At 71.4% G+C, this 17,169-nt stretch carries 17 protein-coding genes; 9 read left to right on the forward strand and 8 right to left on the reverse strand.

The window, feature by feature from the left end; all coding sequences use genetic code 11:
- Positions 1-4 precede the first annotated feature (4 nt).
- Entirely contained in the window at positions 5-349 is a 345-nt protein-coding gene (locus tag SL103_RS00195) for a rhodanese-like domain-containing protein (protein WP_069573209.1), read from the forward strand.
- Positions 350-441: 92 nt separating this feature from the next.
- Here the strand turns inward: SL103_RS00195 and SL103_RS00200 are convergent, their stop codons facing one another.
- The 6 genes from SL103_RS00200 to paaA form a co-directional block, all read right to left on the reverse strand.
- On the reverse strand, positions 442-1,575 hold the full coding sequence (locus SL103_RS00200; protein WP_069566767.1) for an acyl-CoA dehydrogenase family protein: 1,134 nt from the start codon (positions 1,573-1,575) through the stop codon (positions 442-444).
- A gap of 246 nt (positions 1,576-1,821) precedes the next feature.
- Complete coding sequence (gene paaE / locus SL103_RS00205) at positions 1,822-2,871, reverse strand: 1,2-phenylacetyl-CoA epoxidase subunit PaaE (protein ID WP_069566768.1); 1,050 nt, start codon at positions 2,869-2,871, stop codon at positions 1,822-1,824.
- Positions 2,871-3,368, reverse strand: coding sequence for a 1,2-phenylacetyl-CoA epoxidase subunit PaaD (paaD, locus tag SL103_RS00210; RefSeq protein ID WP_069566769.1), 498 nt, complete (start codon positions 3,366-3,368; stop codon positions 2,871-2,873). Before paaD ends, paaE begins: the two co-directional genes overlap by 1 nt.
- A complete protein-coding gene (gene paaC / locus SL103_RS00215; RefSeq protein ID WP_069573210.1) occupies positions 3,362-4,078 on the reverse strand; it encodes a 1,2-phenylacetyl-CoA epoxidase subunit PaaC in 717 nt (238 codons plus the stop codon). Before paaC ends, paaD begins: the two co-directional genes overlap by 7 nt.
- Positions 4,078-4,416, reverse strand: a complete 339-nt coding sequence (paaB, locus tag SL103_RS00220) for a 1,2-phenylacetyl-CoA epoxidase subunit PaaB (RefSeq protein ID WP_244303802.1) — start codon at positions 4,414-4,416, stop codon at positions 4,078-4,080. Before paaB ends, paaC begins: the two co-directional genes overlap by 1 nt.
- The gene (gene paaA, locus SL103_RS00225) at positions 4,413-5,363 is read right to left on the reverse strand and encodes a 1,2-phenylacetyl-CoA epoxidase subunit PaaA (RefSeq protein ID WP_069566770.1); all 951 of its coding nucleotides are present in this window, start codon (positions 5,361-5,363) and stop codon (positions 4,413-4,415) included. Before paaA ends, paaB begins: the two co-directional genes overlap by 4 nt.
- 167 nt (positions 5,364-5,530) lie before the next feature.
- Here paaA and SL103_RS00230 point away from each other — a divergent pair, with 167 nt between their 5' ends.
- Genes SL103_RS00230 through SL103_RS00240 form a run of 3 tightly spaced genes read left to right on the forward strand, consistent with a single transcriptional unit; the run spans position 5,531 to position 8,273 of the window.
- A complete protein-coding gene (locus tag SL103_RS00230) occupies positions 5,531-6,202 on the forward strand; it encodes a DUF5819 family protein (RefSeq protein ID WP_069566771.1) in 672 nt (223 codons plus the stop codon).
- Positions 6,199-7,602: an HTTM domain-containing protein gene (locus SL103_RS00235; protein ID WP_244303803.1), complete on the forward strand. Its 1,404-nt coding sequence runs from the start codon at positions 6,199-6,201 to the stop codon at positions 7,600-7,602. Before SL103_RS00230 ends, SL103_RS00235 begins: the two co-directional genes overlap by 4 nt.
- A complete protein-coding gene (locus SL103_RS00240; RefSeq protein ID WP_069566773.1) occupies positions 7,599-8,273 on the forward strand; it encodes a TrmH family RNA methyltransferase in 675 nt (224 codons plus the stop codon). The genes SL103_RS00235 and SL103_RS00240 overlap by 4 nt, the downstream gene beginning before the upstream one ends.
- A gap of 60 nt (positions 8,274-8,333) precedes the next feature.
- On the opposite strand, the gene paaN is transcribed toward SL103_RS00240, so the two are convergent.
- A complete protein-coding gene (gene paaN / locus SL103_RS00245) occupies positions 8,334-10,016 on the reverse strand; it encodes a phenylacetic acid degradation protein PaaN (RefSeq protein WP_069566774.1) in 1,683 nt (560 codons plus the stop codon).
- A 147-nt stretch (positions 10,017-10,163) separates the two neighbouring features.
- Here paaN and SL103_RS00250 point away from each other — a divergent pair, with 147 nt between their 5' ends.
- Positions 10,164-11,684, forward strand: a complete 1,521-nt coding sequence (locus SL103_RS00250) for a 3-hydroxyacyl-CoA dehydrogenase (RefSeq protein WP_069566775.1) — start codon at positions 10,164-10,166, stop codon at positions 11,682-11,684.
- Between the two features lie 2 nt (positions 11,685-11,686).
- Entirely contained in the window at positions 11,687-12,277 is a 591-nt protein-coding gene (locus SL103_RS00255) for a TetR/AcrR family transcriptional regulator (RefSeq protein ID WP_069566776.1), read from the forward strand.
- Between the two features lie 371 nt (positions 12,278-12,648).
- Here the strand turns inward: SL103_RS00255 and SL103_RS00260 are convergent, their stop codons facing one another.
- Positions 12,649-13,164: an Lrp/AsnC family transcriptional regulator gene (locus tag SL103_RS00260; RefSeq protein ID WP_069566777.1), complete on the reverse strand. Its 516-nt coding sequence runs from the start codon at positions 13,162-13,164 to the stop codon at positions 12,649-12,651.
- A gap of 224 nt (positions 13,165-13,388) precedes the next feature.
- On the opposite strand from SL103_RS00260, the gene pdhA reads away from it, so the two are divergent.
- The 3 genes from pdhA to SL103_RS00275 are packed head-to-tail and all read left to right on the forward strand — an operon-like array spanning position 13,389 to position 17,145.
- Complete coding sequence (gene pdhA / locus SL103_RS00265; protein ID WP_069566778.1) at positions 13,389-14,582, forward strand: pyruvate dehydrogenase (acetyl-transferring) E1 component subunit alpha; 1,194 nt, start codon at positions 13,389-13,391, stop codon at positions 14,580-14,582.
- The gene (locus SL103_RS00270; RefSeq protein ID WP_069566779.1) at positions 14,579-15,613 is read left to right on the forward strand and encodes an alpha-ketoacid dehydrogenase subunit beta; all 1,035 of its coding nucleotides are present in this window, start codon (positions 14,579-14,581) and stop codon (positions 15,611-15,613) included. The genes pdhA and SL103_RS00270 overlap by 4 nt, the downstream gene beginning before the upstream one ends.
- Positions 15,613-17,145 (forward strand): dihydrolipoamide acetyltransferase family protein, encoded by a 1,533-nt coding sequence (locus tag SL103_RS00275; RefSeq protein WP_069566780.1) that lies wholly within the window; start codon positions 15,613-15,615, stop codon positions 17,143-17,145. The genes SL103_RS00270 and SL103_RS00275 overlap by 1 nt, the downstream gene beginning before the upstream one ends.
- Positions 17,146-17,169 lie beyond the last annotated feature (24 nt).

The following is a 17,169-nucleotide window of genomic DNA, read 5'->3' on the forward strand; positions in this document are numbered from 1 at the left end:
GACTATGCAATTTGGCTCTGTACCCACCGTCGCTGTCGATGCCCTCTCGTCCGAGGACTTCCTTCTGGACGTGCGCGAGAACGACGAGTGGGAGGCGGGGCACGCCGAGGGCGCGCTGCACATTCCGATGAGCGAATTCGTCGCTCGCTACGGCGAGTTGACGGAGGCGGCGCCCGAGAGCGGCAAGGTGTACGTGCTGTGCCGGGTCGGCGGGCGTTCGGCGCAGGTGGCGCAGTATCTGCTCCAGCAGGGCATCGACGCGGTGAACGTCGCGGGCGGTATGCAGGCGTGGGAGTCCGCCGGCCGCCCCGTTACGGACGGCAAGGGCGGCTCCGGGACGGTCGTCTAGCCGGAGTCCGGATTCGGACTCCGGACTGCGGACTCCCGGACTCACGGGCCTGCGGTCGGGTGAGCGCTGGGCCCACATCGCAGTCGCCCGCTTCACCCCAGCGGGTGGGTGGCCAGCAGGCCGCCGAGGGCTTCCTCGTGGGCGGCGGCCGGGCCCAGTGAGAGTTCGAGCTGCTTGGCCCAGGCGTGGTAGCGATGCAGGACGTAGTCGGTGTCGGCGCCGAAACCGCCGTGCAGATGCTGGGCGGTCTGGACGACGCGGCGTACGCCTTCGGAGGCCCAGATCTTGGCGACCGCGATGTCCCCGGCGGGCGGTAGCGGGCCGGCGGCGTCGGTGGTGATGCGCCAGGCGGCCTGCCAGAGCGTGGCCTCCATGGCGCGCAGGTCGATGAAGCGGTCCGCGGCCTGGACGGCGACGGCCTGGAAGGTCGCCACCGGGAATCCGAACTGTTCGCGTTTGCTGGTGTAGTCGCTGGTCAGAGCCAGTACGCGGTCGCCGAGGCCGAGGGCGAGGGCACAGGTGCCGGTGGTCAGGACGTTGCGCAGCAATTCCCAGGCGGCAGGATCGGTGATCACCTCGCGGCTGCTGAGCCGTACGCCGTCCAGCTGGACCTCGGCGAGACGCTCTCCGCTGGTGGAGATCTGGTCGTCGAGGGTGACGCCGGAGTGCGTGCGCGGGACGAGGGCGAGTACGGAGTGACCCTCCGCGGTGTGGGCGGGCAGCAGGATCCGGTCCGCCGTCGCGGCCCAGGGGACGGCGGTCTGGGTGCCGGTGAGGAGCCAGTCGTCGCCGTCCTGGCGGGCTGCCACCGCGCGCTCGGCCGGTTCGTGGCCGGTGCGGCCGGTGGCGGCGGCGGTGACGACGAGTTCCCCGGCGGAGATGCCGGGCAGCACCTCCGCTCGCAGCGCATCGGTCGCGTACCGCTGGAGGGTGAGTGCGGCGGCGCCGGACTCCAGCAGCGGGACGCGCGCCAGCACCTTGGCCGCCTCGCGCAGTACGAGGCACAGCGCGATGGGGTCCAGGCCCGCGCCGCCGTGTTCGGGGGCGATGAGCAGGCTCAGCAGATCGGCGTCGGCGAGCTTGTGCCACAGCGCGCGGTCGAAGTCCTCGGCGACCGCCCCTGCGGTGAGCGCGGGGCTGGGCACGCTGTCCGGAGCGACCCCCGAGAAGACGGCCCTTGCCGCTTCGACGGCGGCCTGCTGCTCCTCGGTGAAGGTGAAGTCCACTGGTCTGTCCTCCCGCGCGGCGCCTTCATCTGACGATGCGTCAAGGTAGAACAGGTTGCAGGAATTGGGAATGGCGGTGGTGCTGAAAGGTGGGAGAGGGCCGGAGCGGTAGGCCGCTGCGGTAGGCGCCAGCACGTACGGGGCAGGGGGCGGGGACGTGAGGGGTGGGCGGCCGGCCGACGTGCCGACCTGCCCGGGAGCCGGGCCGGGCAGAGCAGCCACCGGCCGGCCCCCACCTCCCGCGTCCTAACGGTCGAAGTCCAGCTCGACCTTTTCCGTGGCCGGGTGGGACTGGCAGGCCAGGACGTAACCGGCGTCCACCTCGTCGGACTCCAGAGCGAAGTTCCGGTCCATGCGGACCTCGCCGGAGACCAGGAAGGCGCGGCAGGTGCCACAGACCCCGCCCTTGCAGGCGTACGGGGCGTCCGCACGGTTGCGGAGCACCGCATCGAGCAGGGCCTCGCCGTCGTGGACCGGCCAGGTGCCGGAGCGGCCGTCGAGGGTGGCGGTCACCGTGCTGTGTGCGGGGGTGGCGGCAGCCGGGACGCTCGCGCCGCCCGCGCCGTTGTCTATGTGGAAGATCTCTTCGTGGATGCGGTGCCGGGGCACCTCCAGGGCGCGCAGGGCGCGTTCGGCGCCTTGCACCAGCCCGTAGGGGCCGCAGAGGTACCAGCCGTCGACTGCGTCGATCTTCAGCAGGGCCGGCAGGAGCGAGCGGAGCCGGGGCTCGTCCAGGCGGCCGGAGGGGAGACCGGCTTGCTGCTCCTCGCGGGAGAGGGTGTGGATGAGCTGGAAGCGGTCGGGGTAGCGGTCCTTGAGGTCGGCCACCTCTTCCAGGAACATCGTCGAGGCCGCCGTGCGGTCGCTGCGGATGAGGCAGAAGCGGGCTTCCGGCTGCTGAGCGAGCAGGGTGGCGGCGATGGACAGGACGGGCGTGATGCCGCTGCCTCCGACGATTCCGACGAAGTGGCCGGGGCGCGGTGCGAGGGTGAAGCGGCCGGCCGGAGCCATCGCCTCCACCGTGTCGCCGACAGCCAGTTCCTTGAGCGCGTACGTCGAGAAGGCGCCGTCCTCGACCAGGCGGATGCCCACCCGAAGCACGGGCTCGTCGGTGGCGGGGGTGCAGATGGAGTAGGTGCGGCGGATCTCCTGGCCGTCGACCGTTCTGCGCAGTGCGATGTGCTGCCCGGGGGTGTGCCGGAAGGTTTCGCGCAGCTCGTGCGGGACCGCGAAGGTGACGGCCACCGCGTCGTCCGTGAGCCGCTCGATCTCCCGCACCTGGAGCGGGTGGAACATCACAACTCCTTGAAGTGGTCGAAGGGTTCGCGGCAGGACTCGCAGCGGCGAAGCGCCTTGCAGGCTGTGGAGGAGAACCGGCTGAGCAGGGTGGTGTCGGTCGACCCGCAGTGCGGGCAGCGGATGGTGAGGTCGACGGTGACCGGCCCGCCGGCCGGCCCGGTGGGGCGTGGGGGCGCGATCCCGAATTCGGCGAGCTTGCGGCGGCCTTCTGCGGTGATCGCGTCGGTGCTCCACGGGGGGCTGAGGACCGTACGGACCTCGACCTCCGGTACGCCGTGGTCATGCAGCACGCGCTCTATGTCGGCGGACATCGCCTCGATGGCCGGGCAGCCGGTGTACGTCGGCGTCAGGTCGACCTCGACGCGGTGCGGCGCGGTCATCCGCACCTCACGCACCACGCCGAGCTCGGCGAGGGTGAGAACGGGCAGCTCGGGGTCGGGAACGGAGCCGGCGAGCGCCAGCAGTTCCGCTTCGAGGGCGGTGGTGGTCACCATGTCGCTCCCGGGTGGCTGCGGTGGAGGTGCTGCATCTCGGCGAGCAGTCGTCCGAACGGTTCGGTGTGTATGCCCTGGCGGCCTGCGCCCGCTGTCCAGGCCCCGCGCTGGGGGCCCTCCGGGACGGTGAGCGTGGCCTGGCTCAGGGTGGCGGTGATGCGGGTCGTCCAGGCGTCGTGGAGGGTCGTCCAGGGCACCGATTCCAGCCCGTCGACCGGTTCGAACATCTCGCCGGTGAAGCCCCAGAGGGTGTCGAGGGCGCGCTGCATGCGGGTGTGGCTCTCGTCGGTGCCGTCGCCCAGCCGTACCGTCCACTGCTCGGCGTGGTCGCGGTGGTAGGCGATCTCCTTGACGGCCTTGCCGGCGAGTGGCGCCAACTCGCTTTCTCCGGATGCGAGTTGCTCGAACAGCAGCTCCTGATAGGTGGAGAAGTAGAGCTGCCGGGCGATGGTGTGGGCGAAGTCGCCGTTGGGCTGCTCGACCAGCTGGAGATTACGGAACTGCCGCTCCTCGCGGAGGTACGCCAGCTCGTCCTCGTCGCCGGCCAGGGACAGCAGAACACGGGCCTGGCCGAGCAGGTCCAGCGCGACGTTGGCCAGTGCGACCTCCTCCTCCAGGACCGGGGCGTGCCCGGCCCACTCGCCCAGGCGGTGGGAGAGGATCAGGGCGTCGTCCCCGAGGGGCAGGGCCGGGGTGGCCGTGACGTTGATCAAAGGTGATGCACCCCGTCCGGGATCTCGTAGAAGGTCGGGTGGCGGTAGGGCTTGTCGCCGGCCGGCTCGAAGAAGGAGTCCTTCTCGTCCGGTGAGGAGGCGGTGACCTGGGCGGAGGGCACCACCCATATCGAGACGCCCTCCGAGCGGCGGGTGTAGAGGTCGCGGGCGTTGCGCAGCGCCATCTCGGCGTCCGGCGCGTGGAGGCTGCCGGCGTGGGTGTGCGACAGGCCGCGACGGCTGCGCACGAAGACCTCCCACAGCGGCCAGTCCGTGGGCCGGGCGGTCGCTTCCCCGGCGGTCGCGGTGCCTTCGGTGGGGCGTGGTGTCGTCATCGGACGGCCTTCCCGTGCTTGGCCGCGTGTGCGGCGGCTGCCTCGCGCACCCAGGCGCCTTCCTCGTGTGCCCGTCGGCGTTGGCCGATCCGCTGGTCGTTGCAGGGGCCGTTGCCCTTGAGGACCTCGCGGAACTCGGTCCAGTCGATCGGGCCGAAGTCCCAGTGGCCCCGTTCCTCGTTCCACGTCAGGTCGGGATCGGGGAGCGTCAGGCCGAGCGCTTCGGCCTGGGGTACGCAGATGTCCACGAAGCGCTGGCGCAGCTCGTCGTTGGAGTGCCGCTTGATCTTCCAGGCCATGGACTGGGCGGAGTGCGACGACTCGTCGTCGGGCGGGCCGAACATCATCAGGGACGGCCACCACCAGCGGTCCACCGCATCCTGCGCCATGGCGTGCTGAGCCTCGGTGCCCCGGCTGAGGTGCAGGAGGAGTTCGTAGCCCTGCCGCTGGTGGAAGGACTCCTCCTTGCAGATGCGGACCATCGCGCGGGCGTAGGGGCCGTAGGAGCAGCGGCACAGCGGGACTTGATTCGTGATCGCCGCGCCGTCCACCAGCCATCCGATGGCGCCGACGTCGGCCCAGGTCAGCGTGGGGTAGTTGAAGATCGAGGAGTACTTCTGACGGCCGGAGTGGAGCTTGTCGAGCAGCTCGTCGCGGCTCGTGCCCAGGGTCTCGGCGGCGCTGTAGAGGTACAGGCCGTGGCCGGCCTCGTCCTGGACCTTCGCCAGCAGGATCGCCTTGCGGCGCAGCGAGGGCGCCCGGGTGATCCAGTTGCCCTCCGGCTGCATGCCGATGATCTCGGAGTGTGCGTGCTGCGCTATCTGGCGTACGAGCGTCGAGCGGTAGGCGTCCGGCATCCAGTCCCGCGGTTCGATGCGCTCGTCCGCGGCAACGGTGGCGTCGAACACGGCCTCGTGGGCCGTCTCCTCCGGCGCGATCGTCGTCATGTGGTGCCCCCTCGCTCCCGACCGACCGATCGTTCGGTTCAATGGTGAGTGGGCGGGCCGCGGGTGTCAAGCCTGTGGATAACTCGGGAGAGGGTGTGCCCGGTGCGGGCGCGTAGGTACGGTTCCGGAGCGGGGTTGACCGCATGGATTCTGGGAACGGGGCGGGAATGCAGTCATACGGGGACGAAACGCGGCCACTGGCCGCGCTCTCGCTGCCCTCGCGGATCGTCATAGGAGTGGCGGCCTGCGCCGTCGCCGTCATCGTCGCGATCCATCTCGCGATGATGTTCCTGCACGTCGCGCCGTCGAACACGCTCAGCAAGCAGCAGGGCTCCCTGATCAGCGAGTACGTGTATCCCGAATACGAACAGAACTGGAAGCTGTTCGCCCCCAATCCGCTGCAGCAGAACATCGCGGTCCAGGTCCGCGCACAGCTGCGCACCGAGGACGGGACCGCGCGGACCACCGGCTGGACCGATCTGACCGCTCGCGACGGCCGCGCCATCCTGCACAACCCGCTGCCCAGCCACACCCAGCAGAACCAGCTGCGGCGGGGCTGGGAGCTCTTCGTCAACTCCCACACCGCGCAGAACCGTCCGCTCGGCCTGCGTGGCGAGATGGCCGAGACCTACATCCGGCGCATCGTGATGCTCCGGATGAGCGAGGAGTGGACGCGGGCCGGTGGCCGGATCGACCGGATCCAGGTCCGTTCGCAGACGACGCCGGTCAGCCCGCCGCCGTGGAGCACCGAGAAGATCAGTAACAGGCCCGTGTACCGAGTGCTGCCCTGGTGGCAGGTCACCGCAGCCGACCTGCCCGAGGGGGCGAAGATCCAGTGACGTCACCGACGCCGCAGCAGCCGCCGCGTACGCAGAGCGCCTCACCGCCGCAGACCACGGAGCCGACCGACGTGCCACAGCAGGCGCAGGCATCTCAGGAGGCCGAGGCGCCCCAGGCGCCCGCCACGTCTCCCGCCGCCCCCTATGAGGAGACCCGTATCGAGCGCGCCATCGGGCGGGGCTTCGGGCGCGCCACCGGGCGGGCGCTGGCGCCGTACCAGACCGCCGTGATCCGGATCGGCTTCTCGGCGACCTGGCTGCTGTTCCTGCTGCGCGAGTGGCCCAACCGGGCGACCCTCTACGGGCCCGACGGCCCCTGGAGCACGGACATGGCGCGCCGGCTCCTGGACACCAACCACGCCTTCTCCGTGCTGCTGTGGTCCGGGGGCAGGGGGTGGTTCGAGTTCGTCTACTTCGTGGCCATCCTGGCCGCCGCCGCGCTGATGGTCGGCTGGCGCACCCGCACCATGTCGGTGCTCTTCATGCTCGGCGTGATCTCGCTGCAGAACCGCAGCATCTTCATAGGGGACGGCGGCGACAACGTCATCCACCTGATGTCGATGTATCTCGTGCTGACCCGGTGCGGGCAGGTCTGGTCGCTCGACGCGCGCCGTGCCAAGCGGGCCGAGGCAGCCGGGACGCCCGCTCCGGCGCGTGATCTGACCGGTCTCGTCCTGTGGGCCGTACTGGGCCTCGGACTGGCCGTCGCCCAGCTCAGCGGCGGCCATGGCCTCACCTGGTTCGGACACGGCCCGTTCCCGCACATCGGCTGGAGCCTGGTGCTGTGGGGCCTGTGGGCCGCGCACGGCCTGTGGTGGGCGGTGCAGCGCCACGCCCCCGGCGAGCCGCGCGTCGTGCTCGACACCCTCGCGAAGCTCGCCCACAACGGCGCCCTGCTGGTGATCATGGTGGAGGTCTGCCTGATCTACGCCACCGCCGGCTGGTACAAGATCCAGGGCACCCGCTGGCAGGACGGCACCGCCGTCTTCTACCCGATGCACCTGGACTACTTCTCCCCCTGGCCGGCGCTGTCACAGCTGCTCGGCAGCAACGGCGTGATGATCATGCTGATCACCTACGGCACGGTGATCGTCCAGGTCGCCTTCCCGTTCACGCTGTTCAACCGGCGGCTGAAGAACGTGCTCCTGGTCGTGATGATCTGTGAGCACCTCTCGATCGCGTTCCTGCTGGGCCTGCCGTTCTTCTCGCTCGCGATGATCGCGGCGGACGCGGTCTTCCTGCCCACGAACTTCCTGACCTGGCTCTCCGGACACGTCTCCGGCCTGCGCCAACGCCTCTTCACGCGGGGCGGGACGGGCACTGCGGACGGCGCGGCCGGGGGCGGCGAGCCGGAGGCCCGTACGGACCACTCCGGCGGTGGCCATACGCTCGTGGGGTGAGCAGCGAGAAAACCGCCCCTGACGAGCCCCTCCAGTACGACGAGGGCTACGGGACCCGGATCGGTGTCGGTCCGCACCCGGAGCCCTGGCCCCAGGGCGACCACTACGACCCCGAGCTGCTCGCACACGGCGATCGCCGCAACGTCGTCGACCAGTACCGCTACTGGACGCGCGAGGCGATCGTCGCGGACCTCGACACCCGGCGCCACGACTTCCACGTGGCCGTCGAGAACTGGGGCCACGACTTCAACATCGGCTCCGTCGTCAGGACCGCGAACGCCTTCCTGGCCAAGGAGGTGCACATCGTCGGGCAGCGCCGCTGGAACCGCCGGGGCGCGATGGTGACCGACCGCTATCAGCATGTCCGCCACCACCCGGACACCGCGGACCTCACCGCCTGGGCCACGGCCGAGGGGCTGCCGATCATCGGGATCGACAACCTCCCCGGCTCCGTGCCGCTGGAGACGACCGTGCTGCCGCGCCGCTGTGTGCTGCTCTTCGGGCAGGAAGGGCCGGGGCTGACCGAGGAGGCACGTCGGCACGCCTCGCTGGTCTGCTCGATCGCGCAGTTCGGCTCGACCCGCTCGATCAACGCGGGGGCCGCGGCCGCCATCGCCATGCACGCCTGGATCGGGCGGCATGCCCGGATCGAGGGCCCGGAGGCCGTCTGACGGGCGCCACGGCCCGCCCGCCGGGCCCGGGGAAGCCTCCCGGGCCCGCGTTCATCCCGTTCACGCCGGCCGGCGCACCTCCACCGTCCGGAAGCGGTTCGCCACGAACGCGCCGTCGCAGAGCGCCGCATTGGCCGCGGGGTTGCCACCGGAGCCATGGAAGTCCGAGAACGCCGCGGTCTGGTTCACATAGACGCCGCCGGTCAGGTTCAGCGACAGCTGGGCGCACTCCTCCAGGCAGGCGTCCTCGACCAGCTGCTCCACCTCGGCGGAGGTGGTGTACGCGCCGACCGTCATGGCGCCCTTCTCGCGGACGGTGCGCCGCAGCAGATCCACCGCGTCGGCCGCGGAGTCCACAGCCACCGCGAAGGACACCGGCCCGAAGCACTCCGACAGATACGCCGCCTCGGAGTCCGGCTTGGCGCCGTCCAGCTTGACGATCACCGGCGTGCGGACCGTGGCCCCGGGGAACTCGGGATTGGCCACCTCACGGGAGGCCAGCGCCACCTCGCCCAGCCCGGCGGCGGCCTGGATCCGCTCCTTGACCTGGGGATTGACGATCGCGCCCAGCAGCGCGTTGGCGCGCGCGTCGTCGCCCAGCAGGCCGCTGACCGCGCCGGCGAGATCGGTGACGACCTCGTCGTACGACTTCGGTCCGGCGTCCGTCGTGATGCCCCCGCGGGGGATCAGCAGGTTCTGCGGTGTGGTGCACATCTGGCCGCTGTAGAGGGACAGCGAGAAGGCGAGGTTGCCGAGCATGCCCTTGTAGTCATCGGTGGAGTCGATGACGACGGTGTTGACCCCGGCCTTCTCCGTGAAGACCTGTGCCTGCCGGGCGTGCGTCTCCAGCCAGTCGCCGAAGGCGGTCGAGCCGGTGTAGTCGATGATCCGGACCTCGGGACGGACGGCCAGCGTCTTGGCCAGGCCCTCACCGGGCTTGTCCACGGCCAGGCACACCAGGTCGGCGGGGAATCCGGCGTCGTCGAGCACCTCGCGCGCCACCTTGACGGTCAGCGCCAGCGGCAGGACGGCCCGCGGATGCGGCTTGACCAGCACCGGGTTGCCGGTCGCCAGAGAGGCGAACAGTCCCGGGTAGCCGTTCCAGGTCGGGAAGGTGTTGCAGCCGATCATCAGGGCGATTCCGCGCGGTACGGCCGTGAAGCTCTTGGTCAGCTCCAGCGGATCACGCTTGCCCTGCGGCTTGGACCACGGTGCCTGTCCGGGGGTGCGCACCTGCTCGGCGTACGCGTACGCCACCGCCTCCAGGCCGCGGTCCTGGGCGTGCGGCCCACCCGCCTGGAACGCCATCATGAACGCCTGCCCGCTGGTGTGCATCACGGCCTGCGCGAACTCATGGGTGCGGGCGCTGATCCGCGAAAGGATCTCCAGGCACACCGCCGCGCGCGTCTCCGGGCCCGCGTCCCGCCAGGAGGGGAGCGCGGAGCGCATCGCCGGCAGCAGCACGTCGACGTCCGGGTGGGGATAGCTGATGCCCAACTCCGGCCCGTAGGGCGATACTTCCTCGCCCGCCCAGTCGTCCGTGCCGGGCTGGTCGAGCTCGAAGCGCTTGCCGCGCAGCGCCTCGAACGCGGCCAGGCCGTCGGGCGCGGCGTTCTCGCCGTACGCCTTCGGGTGCTCGGGGTGCGGGGACCAGTACGCGCGGGTGCGGATCGCGTCCAGCGCCTGGTCGAGGGTCGGGCGGTGCTTCTCGATCAACTGCGCTGCGGTCATTTCGGCGGCCATCGATGACCAACTCCTCGTCGAGCCGGGCGGAGGGTGGATAAGGGCTGGGAGTGGACAGGGCAACGGAGTTAGAGTAACCGAACGATCGGTCGGGGCAAGAGGGCCCGGCCAGCCTGTGGAAAAGTCGGACGGGGAGGATCAGCTGGCATGACGGCACTCGGGACCAGCAGCACCGTGGCAGTGGTGGGCACCGGCACCATGGGACAGGGCATCGCGCAGGTGGCGCTGGTCGCCGGCCATCGCGTACGCCTCTACGACACCGCCCCCGGGCGCGCCCGGGCGGCGGCCGAGACGATCGCCGGACGGCTGGACCGGCTCGTGGAGAAAGGCCGGATTCCGGCGGCGGAGCGGGATGCCGCCCGTGCGCGCCTCTCCCCCGCCGCCGACCTCGCGGAGCTCGCCGACGCCGCGCTGGTCATCGAGGCGATCCTGGAACAACTCCCCGCCAAACAGGAGCTCTTCGCGGCCCTGGAGGACGTCGTGGCCGCCGACTGCCTCCTGGCCACCAACACCTCCTCGCTGTCCGTGACCGCGGTCGCGGGCCGGCTGCGCCACCCCGGCCGCTGCGTGGGACTGCACTTCTTCAATCCCGCGCCCCTGCTCCCCCTGGTCGAGGTGATCAGCGGCTTCGCCACCGGGGAGGCGGCCGCCACCACCGCGTACGACACCGCCGCGGCCTGGGGAAAGAAGCCGGTGCGCTGCGCCGACACCCCCGGCTTCATCGTCAACCGCATCGCCCGCCCCTTCTACGCCGAGGCACTGCGCGCCTACGAGGAGCGCACGGCGGACCCCGCCACCATCGATGCCGTGCTGCGCGAGGGCGCCGGCTTCAAGATGGGGCCGTTCGAGCTGACCGACCTCATCGGGCAGGACGTGAACGAGGCGGTCACCCACTCCGTGTGGCAGGGCTTCTTCCAGGACCCGAAGTTCACCCCCTCCCTGGCGCAGCGCCGGCTGGTGGAGTCGGGGCTGCACGGCCGCAAGACGGGACGCGGATGGTTCGACCACTCCGAGGGCGCCGGCCGGCCCGAGCCGCGTACCGCCGCGCCCCGGCCCGCCCCGGAGGCCGTCGCCGTGCACGGGGTGCTGCCCGGCCCCGCGGCGGTGCTGCGGGAGCTGATCGAGGAGGCGGGCATCAAGGTCACCCCGGACCGCGCGCCGGGGGAATCGGAGGGCTTCATCCGGCTCCCCGGGGGAGCGCGCCTCGCGCTGACCAACGGCTGTCCGGCGACGGGCGTCGGGTACGAGAAGTGCATCCGCTTCGATCTCTCGCTCGACTACCGGGCCGCCACCCGGATCGCCCTCGCGGCCTCGGTCACCTGCTCCGAGGCGGACCTCGCGGAGGCGATCGGGCTGTTCCAGGCGCTGGGCAAGCAGGTCAGCGTGATCGAGGACGTCCCTGGCATGATCGTCGCCCGGACCATCGCCATGATCATCGACTTCGCCGTGGACGCGGCGGCCCGCGAGGTCGCGTCCCCCGAGGACATCGACACGGCCATGCGGCTGGGCGTGAACTATCCCGGCGGCCCCATGGAGTGGGCCGAGCGGCTCGGTGCCCACTGGGTGTGGCACCTGCTGGACTCGCTGCACCGTCACCACGCCGGCGGACGCTACGTACCGTCCTGGGCGCTACGGCGCCGTGCGGACCTCGAGGAATTGGTGCTCTAATCATGACCATGGCCAAGCGCGACACCTATACGCCTGATTCGCTGCTCGCGGTCGCCGTCGAGGTGTTCATCGAGCGCGGCTACGACGGCACGTCCATGGAGCACCTCTCCAAGGCGGCCGGTATCTCGAAGTCCTCGATCTACCACCACGTGCGCAGCAAGGAAGAGCTGCTGCGCCGCGCGATAAGCCGGGCCCTGGACGGCCTGTTCGGTGTGCTGGAGGAACCGGGCGCCCTACAGGGGCGAGCCATCGAGCGGCTGGAGTACGTGACCCGGCGCGTGGCCGAGGTGCTGATGGACGAACTGCCTTACGTGACGCTGCTGTTGCGGGTGCGCGGAAACACGGACACCGAGCGGTGGGCGATGGAGCGCCGCCGGGAGTTCGACCACAACGTCGCCGATCTGCTCAAACAGGCCGCCGCTGACGGTGATCTGCGGGACGACGTGGACATCCGACTGGCCACCCGGCTGCTCTTCGGCATGATCAACTCGATTGTGGAGTGGTACCGGCCGGGGCGCGGCGGCGCGGCCAGCCGTGACGAGGTCGCCGAGGCCGTGGTGCGGACGGCGTTCGCGGGGCTGCGGAAGGTCTGAGGGGCGGGGGGTCTTGCCTGGAGTGGGCGGTGTGAGCTGAGCTGCTGGCACCCCCCACCCCCGAACCCACCCCCCGCCCCCTCCCCCGAAGGGGGAGAGGGGGAGGGGGCGGGGGAAGCCGCAGCGGCAGCCTCGCGTCGTAGGCAAGGGGGCAGAGCGGCTTCTCGCGGGCACCGGGCACGGGTCAGCGGCCGGGCCCGAGATCCGGCTTCTCGTGGCCAGTGGTCAGTAGCCGAGTCCGAGCCCGAGATCCGGCTTCTCCCCGCCGGCGTCAGCGGCTGAGCCCCGCCCCTGCCGGCCAACGGCAAGGGGTACGGCCCCCACCCCTCCCTTTCGGCGCCGGCGACAGCGGTTGAGCCCCGCCCCACGTCCTACGCCTCCTCCGGCCCCAGGTTCGTCTCCTCGAAGACCAGCAGCGTCCTGGTGCTGAGGACTTCGGGTATCGACTGGATGCGGGTGAGGACCAGTTCGCGCAGTTCGCGGTTGTCCTTGGTATGGACCAGCAGCAGCACGTCGAAATCGCCGCTGACCAGCGCGATATGGGTAGCGCCCGGCAGTGACGTCAGCTGCTTGCGCACGGTCCGCCAGGAGTTCTGGACGATTTTCAGCGTGATGTACGCGGAGGCGCCCTGGCCTGCCCGTTCCTGGTCGACGAGGGCGCTGAAGCCGCGGATCACGCCGTCGTCGATGAGCCGGTTGATCCGCGCGTACGCATTGGCGCGCGAGACGTGCACCCGCTCGGCCACGGAGCGTATCGAGGCCCGGCCGTCGGTCTGCAGCATGCGCAGGATCGAGCGGTCGATGGTGTCCAGCGGGCGTGCGGCCGGTGATGGCGGGGCGGGGTGTGACGACGGTCCTCCGCTGTTGGCCATCTGTTCGTCCGGCATATGGTCCCGCCTCCCCTTTGTGGACGCCCTGTCTTCATCTCAAGCTGTGGAGAACCGTTTGTCCACAGGCTGAACCCGCCTGTAGCCAAAATGCATCAGCGACCGAACAATCGGTAGGGAAGGGCTCAGCCGCCCCGACCGACTCCATCCTGCCCATCCGCCGTCCGCCCACCACCCCAATGAGGCGCCCGCGCGCCACCCCCTGATCCGAGGAGGTGCTCGACATGACGGTCCTAGAGCAGCCCGGCAGCAGCAGGAACAAGAGCAGCCTGGCCGGCCCGCCGCCCGCATGGCGGCCGCGCGTCGACCCCGCGCCCCTCCTGCCCGACGCGGCGCCGTACCGCCTCCTGGGCACGGACGCCGCGGCCCGACTCGACTCCGGACTGCTGACCCGGCTGTACGCCCAGCTGGTGCGCGGCCGTCGCTACAACGCCCAGGCCACGGCACTGACCCGGCAGGGAAGGCTGGCGGTCTATCCGTCCTCCACCGGCCAGGAGGCTTGCGAGGTGGCCGCCGCGCTGGCCCTCGAAGAGCGTGACTGGCTCTTCCCCAGCTACCGCGACACCCTGGCCGCCGTGGCCCGTGGCCTCGACCCCGTACAGGCCCTGACCCTGCTGCGCGGCGACTGGCACAACGGCTACGACCCGCACGAACACCGCATCGCCCCCTTGTGCACCCCCCTCGCCACCCAGCTCCCCCACGCCGTGGGCCTCGCGCACGCCGCCCGTCTCAAGGGCGATGACGTGGTGGCGCTGGCCATGGTGGGCGACGGCGGCACGAGCGAGGGCGACTTCCACGAGGCGCTGAACTTCGCGGCGTTGTGGCAGGCGCCGGTCGTCTTCCTGGTCCAGAACAACGGCTTCGCGATCTCCGTGCCGCTCGCCAAGCAGACCGCGGCGCCGTCCCTCGCCCACAAGGCGGTCGGATACGGCATGCCGGGACGCCTGGTCGACGGCAACGACGCGCCCGCGGTGCACGAGGTGCTCACCGAGGCCGTGGAACGTGCCCGCGGAGGCGGCGGCCCCACCCTGGTCGAGGCCGTCACGTATCGCATCGAGGCCCACACCAACGCCGACGACGCCACCCGCTACCGCGCCGACTCCGAGGTCGAGACCTGGCGGGCGCACGACCCGATAGCGCTCCTGGAGCACGAACTCGAGGCCCGGCGGCTGCTGACCGACGAACTCGTCGGCGCCACCCGGGACGGCGCCGAGCAGATGGCGGCCGACCTCCGGGAGCGGATGAACGCCGATCCGGTGCTCGACCCGATGGACCTGTTCAACCACGTATACGCCGAGCAGAGCAGCCAACTGCGTGAGCAGGCGGCGCAGTTGCGCGCCGAGCTGGATGCCGAGGCCGCCGGACACCCCGAGGACGCAGCGGGCACCGGCGGGTCCGCCGAGGAGGCCAGGCCATGACGACCACCGTTCCGGCGACCGCGCGCAAGCCCGCCACGATGGCGCAGGCACTGACCCGCGCCCTGCACGACGCCATGGCCGAGGACCCGTCCGTCCACGTCATGGGCGAGGACGTCGGCACCCTGGGCGGCGTCTTCCGGGTCACCGACGGCCTGGCCAGGGAGTTCGGCGAGGACCGCTGCACGGACACCGCGCTCGCCGAGGCCGGCATCCTCGGCACCGCCGTCGGCATGGCGATGTACGGACTGCGGCCGGTCGTGGAGATGCAGTTCGACGCGTTCGCCTACCCGGCGTTCGAGCAGCTGGTCAGCCATGTGGCGAAGATGCGCAACCGCACCCGCGGTGCCCTGCCGATGCCGCTGACGATCCGGATTCCCTACGGCGGCGGGATCGGCGGCGTCGAGCACCACAGCGACTCCTCCGAGGCGTACTACCTCGCCACCCCGGGGCTCCAGGTCGTCACCCCGGCGACCGTCGAGGACGCCTACGGGCTGCTCAGGGCCGCCATCGCCTCCGACGACCCGGTCGTCTTCCTGGAGCCCAAGCGGCTCTACTGGTCCAAGTCCGACTGGTCGCCGGACGCGCCCGCGCCGGTCGCCCCGCTGGGCCGGGCCGAGGTCCGGCGCCGCGGCAGCAGCGCCACGCTGATCACCTACGGGCCGTCGCTGCCGGTCTGCATGGAGGCCGCCGAGGCGGCCCGTGCCGAGGGCTGGGACCTGGAAGTGGTCGACCTGCGCTCCCTGATGCCGTTCGACGACGAGACGGTCTGTGCGTCGGTGCGCCGCACCGGACGTGCCGTGATCGTCCACGAGTCCAACGGGTTCGGCGGTCCCGGAGGGGAGATCGCCGCACGGATCACGGAACGCTGCTTCCACCACCTGGAGGCGCCGGTGCTGCGCGTCGCCGGCTTCGACATCCCGTACGCCCCGCCGATGCTGGAGCGGCACCATCTGCCCGGCGTGGACCGGATCCTGGACACCGTCGCCCGCCTCCAGTGGGAGTCGGACTGGACCGAGGGACGTGGTGAGTGATGGCCGTGGTCCGCGAATTCACCCTGCCCGACCTGGGGGAGGGCCTCACCGAGGCGACGATCGTGACGTGGATGGTCGAGGTCGGCGAGGTGGTCGCCGTCGACCAGCCCGTCGTGGAGGTCGAGACCGCCAAGGCGATGGTGGAGGTGCCCTGCCCGTACGGCGGGGTGGTGACCGCGCGCTTCGGCGACGAGGGCGCTGAAGTCCCGGTGGGCGCACCGCTGGTGACGGTCGCGGTCGGCGCGGTACCGGACGATCTGGCCGGGACCGGACCCTCGGCGCATGGCTCCGCGGCCGACGGCGCGCCTGGGAGCCCTGCGGACGCGGCGGAGGCCGGGTCGGGGAACGTGCTCGTCGGGTACGGCACGAGCGCGGCGGCGGCGCGGCGGCGCCGGATCCGGCCGGGCGGCACCACGGGCCCCGCGGCAGGGGCGCCGCGGCCGGCGGAGCAGGTGACGGCGGCCGGGCAGGACAGCTCCGGCGCGGACGCTGCGGCGGCCCCCGGGGCCGTGGCCGCAGCCGGGGCGCGTACGGGGGCGAACGGCTCGGCCGCGGCCGGTGCGGCGGATGCCGGCAGCCGTACGGTGGCCGTCATCTCGCCGCTGGTACGGCGGATGGCCCGGGAACACGACCTGGATCTGCGGGAGGTGACCGGTTCGGGGCGGGACGGGCTCATTCTCCGTACGGATGTCGAGTGTGCGATCCGGACGCGACAGGAGCGTGCGACGGCCGGTGCCGGTGTGACGGGCGCGGCAGGGGCCGCTGCCGGCACGGTGACCGGTGTCCTGACCGCCCCCGGCCCGGAGCCGGTCACGACGCCTGCCGGGGCCGCGGCCCCGACCGGCGAGGAGCGGATTCCGCTGCGGGGGATGCTGGGTGCGGCGGCCGAGAAGTTCAGCCGCAGCCGGCGGGAGATCCCGGAGGCCACCTGCTGGGTGGACGCCGACGCCACCGAACTCCTCGCCGCCCGCAGGGCGATGAATGTGCCCGGTGCCCCCAAGGTGTCGCTGCTCGCGCTGCTGGCCCGGATCACCACGGCCGCCCTCGCCCGGTTCCCGCAGCTCAACTCCACTGTGGACACCAAGACCCAGGAGATCGTCCGGCTGCCGGCCGTCCATCTGGGCTTCGCGGCGCAGACCGACCGCGGCCTGGTGGTGCCGGTCGTACGGGACGCCCATGCGCGGACCGTCGAGGACCTCTCCGCCGAGTTCGCCCGGCTCACCGAAACCGCCAGGGCGGGTGGACTGTCCCTGGCCGAGCTGACACACGGCACCTTCACCCTCAACAACTACGGCGTCTTCGGCGTCGACGGCTCCACGCCGATCATCAACCACCCCGAGGCGGCGATGCTCGGTGTGGGCCGGATAGCCGCCAAGCCCTGGGTGCATGACGGGGAGTTGGCCGTCCGGCAGGTCGTCCAGCTGTCGCTCACCTTCGACCACCGGGTGTGCGACGGCGGCACCGCCGGGGGCTTCCTGCGGTTCGTCGCCGACTGCGTGGAGCAGCCCGCGCTGTTGCTGCGGGGGCTGTGAGCGCGGAGAGCCGCACGGGTGAGG

This window comes from Streptomyces lydicus (assembly GCF_001729485.1).
Classification (GTDB): domain Bacteria; phylum Actinomycetota; class Actinomycetes; order Streptomycetales; family Streptomycetaceae; genus Streptomyces; species Streptomyces lydicus_D.

Coding starts and splice junctions, on each gene's coding strand:
- SL103_RS00195 (WP_069573209.1), top strand. CDS start 5: ATGCAATTTGGCTCTGTACCCACCGTCGCTGTCGATGCCCTCTCGTCC.
- paaE (WP_069566768.1), bottom strand. CDS start 2,871: ATGTTCCACCCGCTCCAGGTGCGGGAGATCGAGCGGCTCACGGACGAC.
- paaD (WP_069566769.1), bottom strand. CDS start 3,368: ATGGTGACCACCACCGCCCTCGAAGCGGAACTGCTGGCGCTCGCCGGC.
- paaB (WP_244303802.1), bottom strand. CDS start 4,416: ATGACGACACCACGCCCCACCGAAGGCACCGCGACCGCCGGGGAAGCG.
- paaA (WP_069566770.1), bottom strand. CDS start 5,363: ATGACGACGATCGCGCCGGAGGAGACGGCCCACGAGGCCGTGTTCGAC.
- SL103_RS00230 (WP_069566771.1), top strand. CDS start 5,531: ATGCAGTCATACGGGGACGAAACGCGGCCACTGGCCGCGCTCTCGCTG.
- paaN (WP_069566774.1), bottom strand. CDS start 10,016: ATGGCCGCCGAAATGACCGCAGCGCAGTTGATCGAGAAGCACCGCCCG.
- SL103_RS00250 (WP_069566775.1), top strand. CDS start 10,164: ATGACGGCACTCGGGACCAGCAGCACCGTGGCAGTGGTGGGCACCGGC.
- SL103_RS00255 (WP_069566776.1), top strand. CDS start 11,687: ATGACCATGGCCAAGCGCGACACCTATACGCCTGATTCGCTGCTCGCG.
- SL103_RS00260 (WP_069566777.1), bottom strand. CDS start 13,164: ATGCCGGACGAACAGATGGCCAACAGCGGAGGACCGTCGTCACACCCC.
- pdhA (WP_069566778.1), top strand. CDS start 13,389: ATGACGGTCCTAGAGCAGCCCGGCAGCAGCAGGAACAAGAGCAGCCTG.
- SL103_RS00270 (WP_069566779.1), top strand. CDS start 14,579: ATGACGACCACCGTTCCGGCGACCGCGCGCAAGCCCGCCACGATGGCG.
- SL103_RS00275 (WP_069566780.1), top strand. CDS start 15,613: ATGGCCGTGGTCCGCGAATTCACCCTGCCCGACCTGGGGGAGGGCCTC.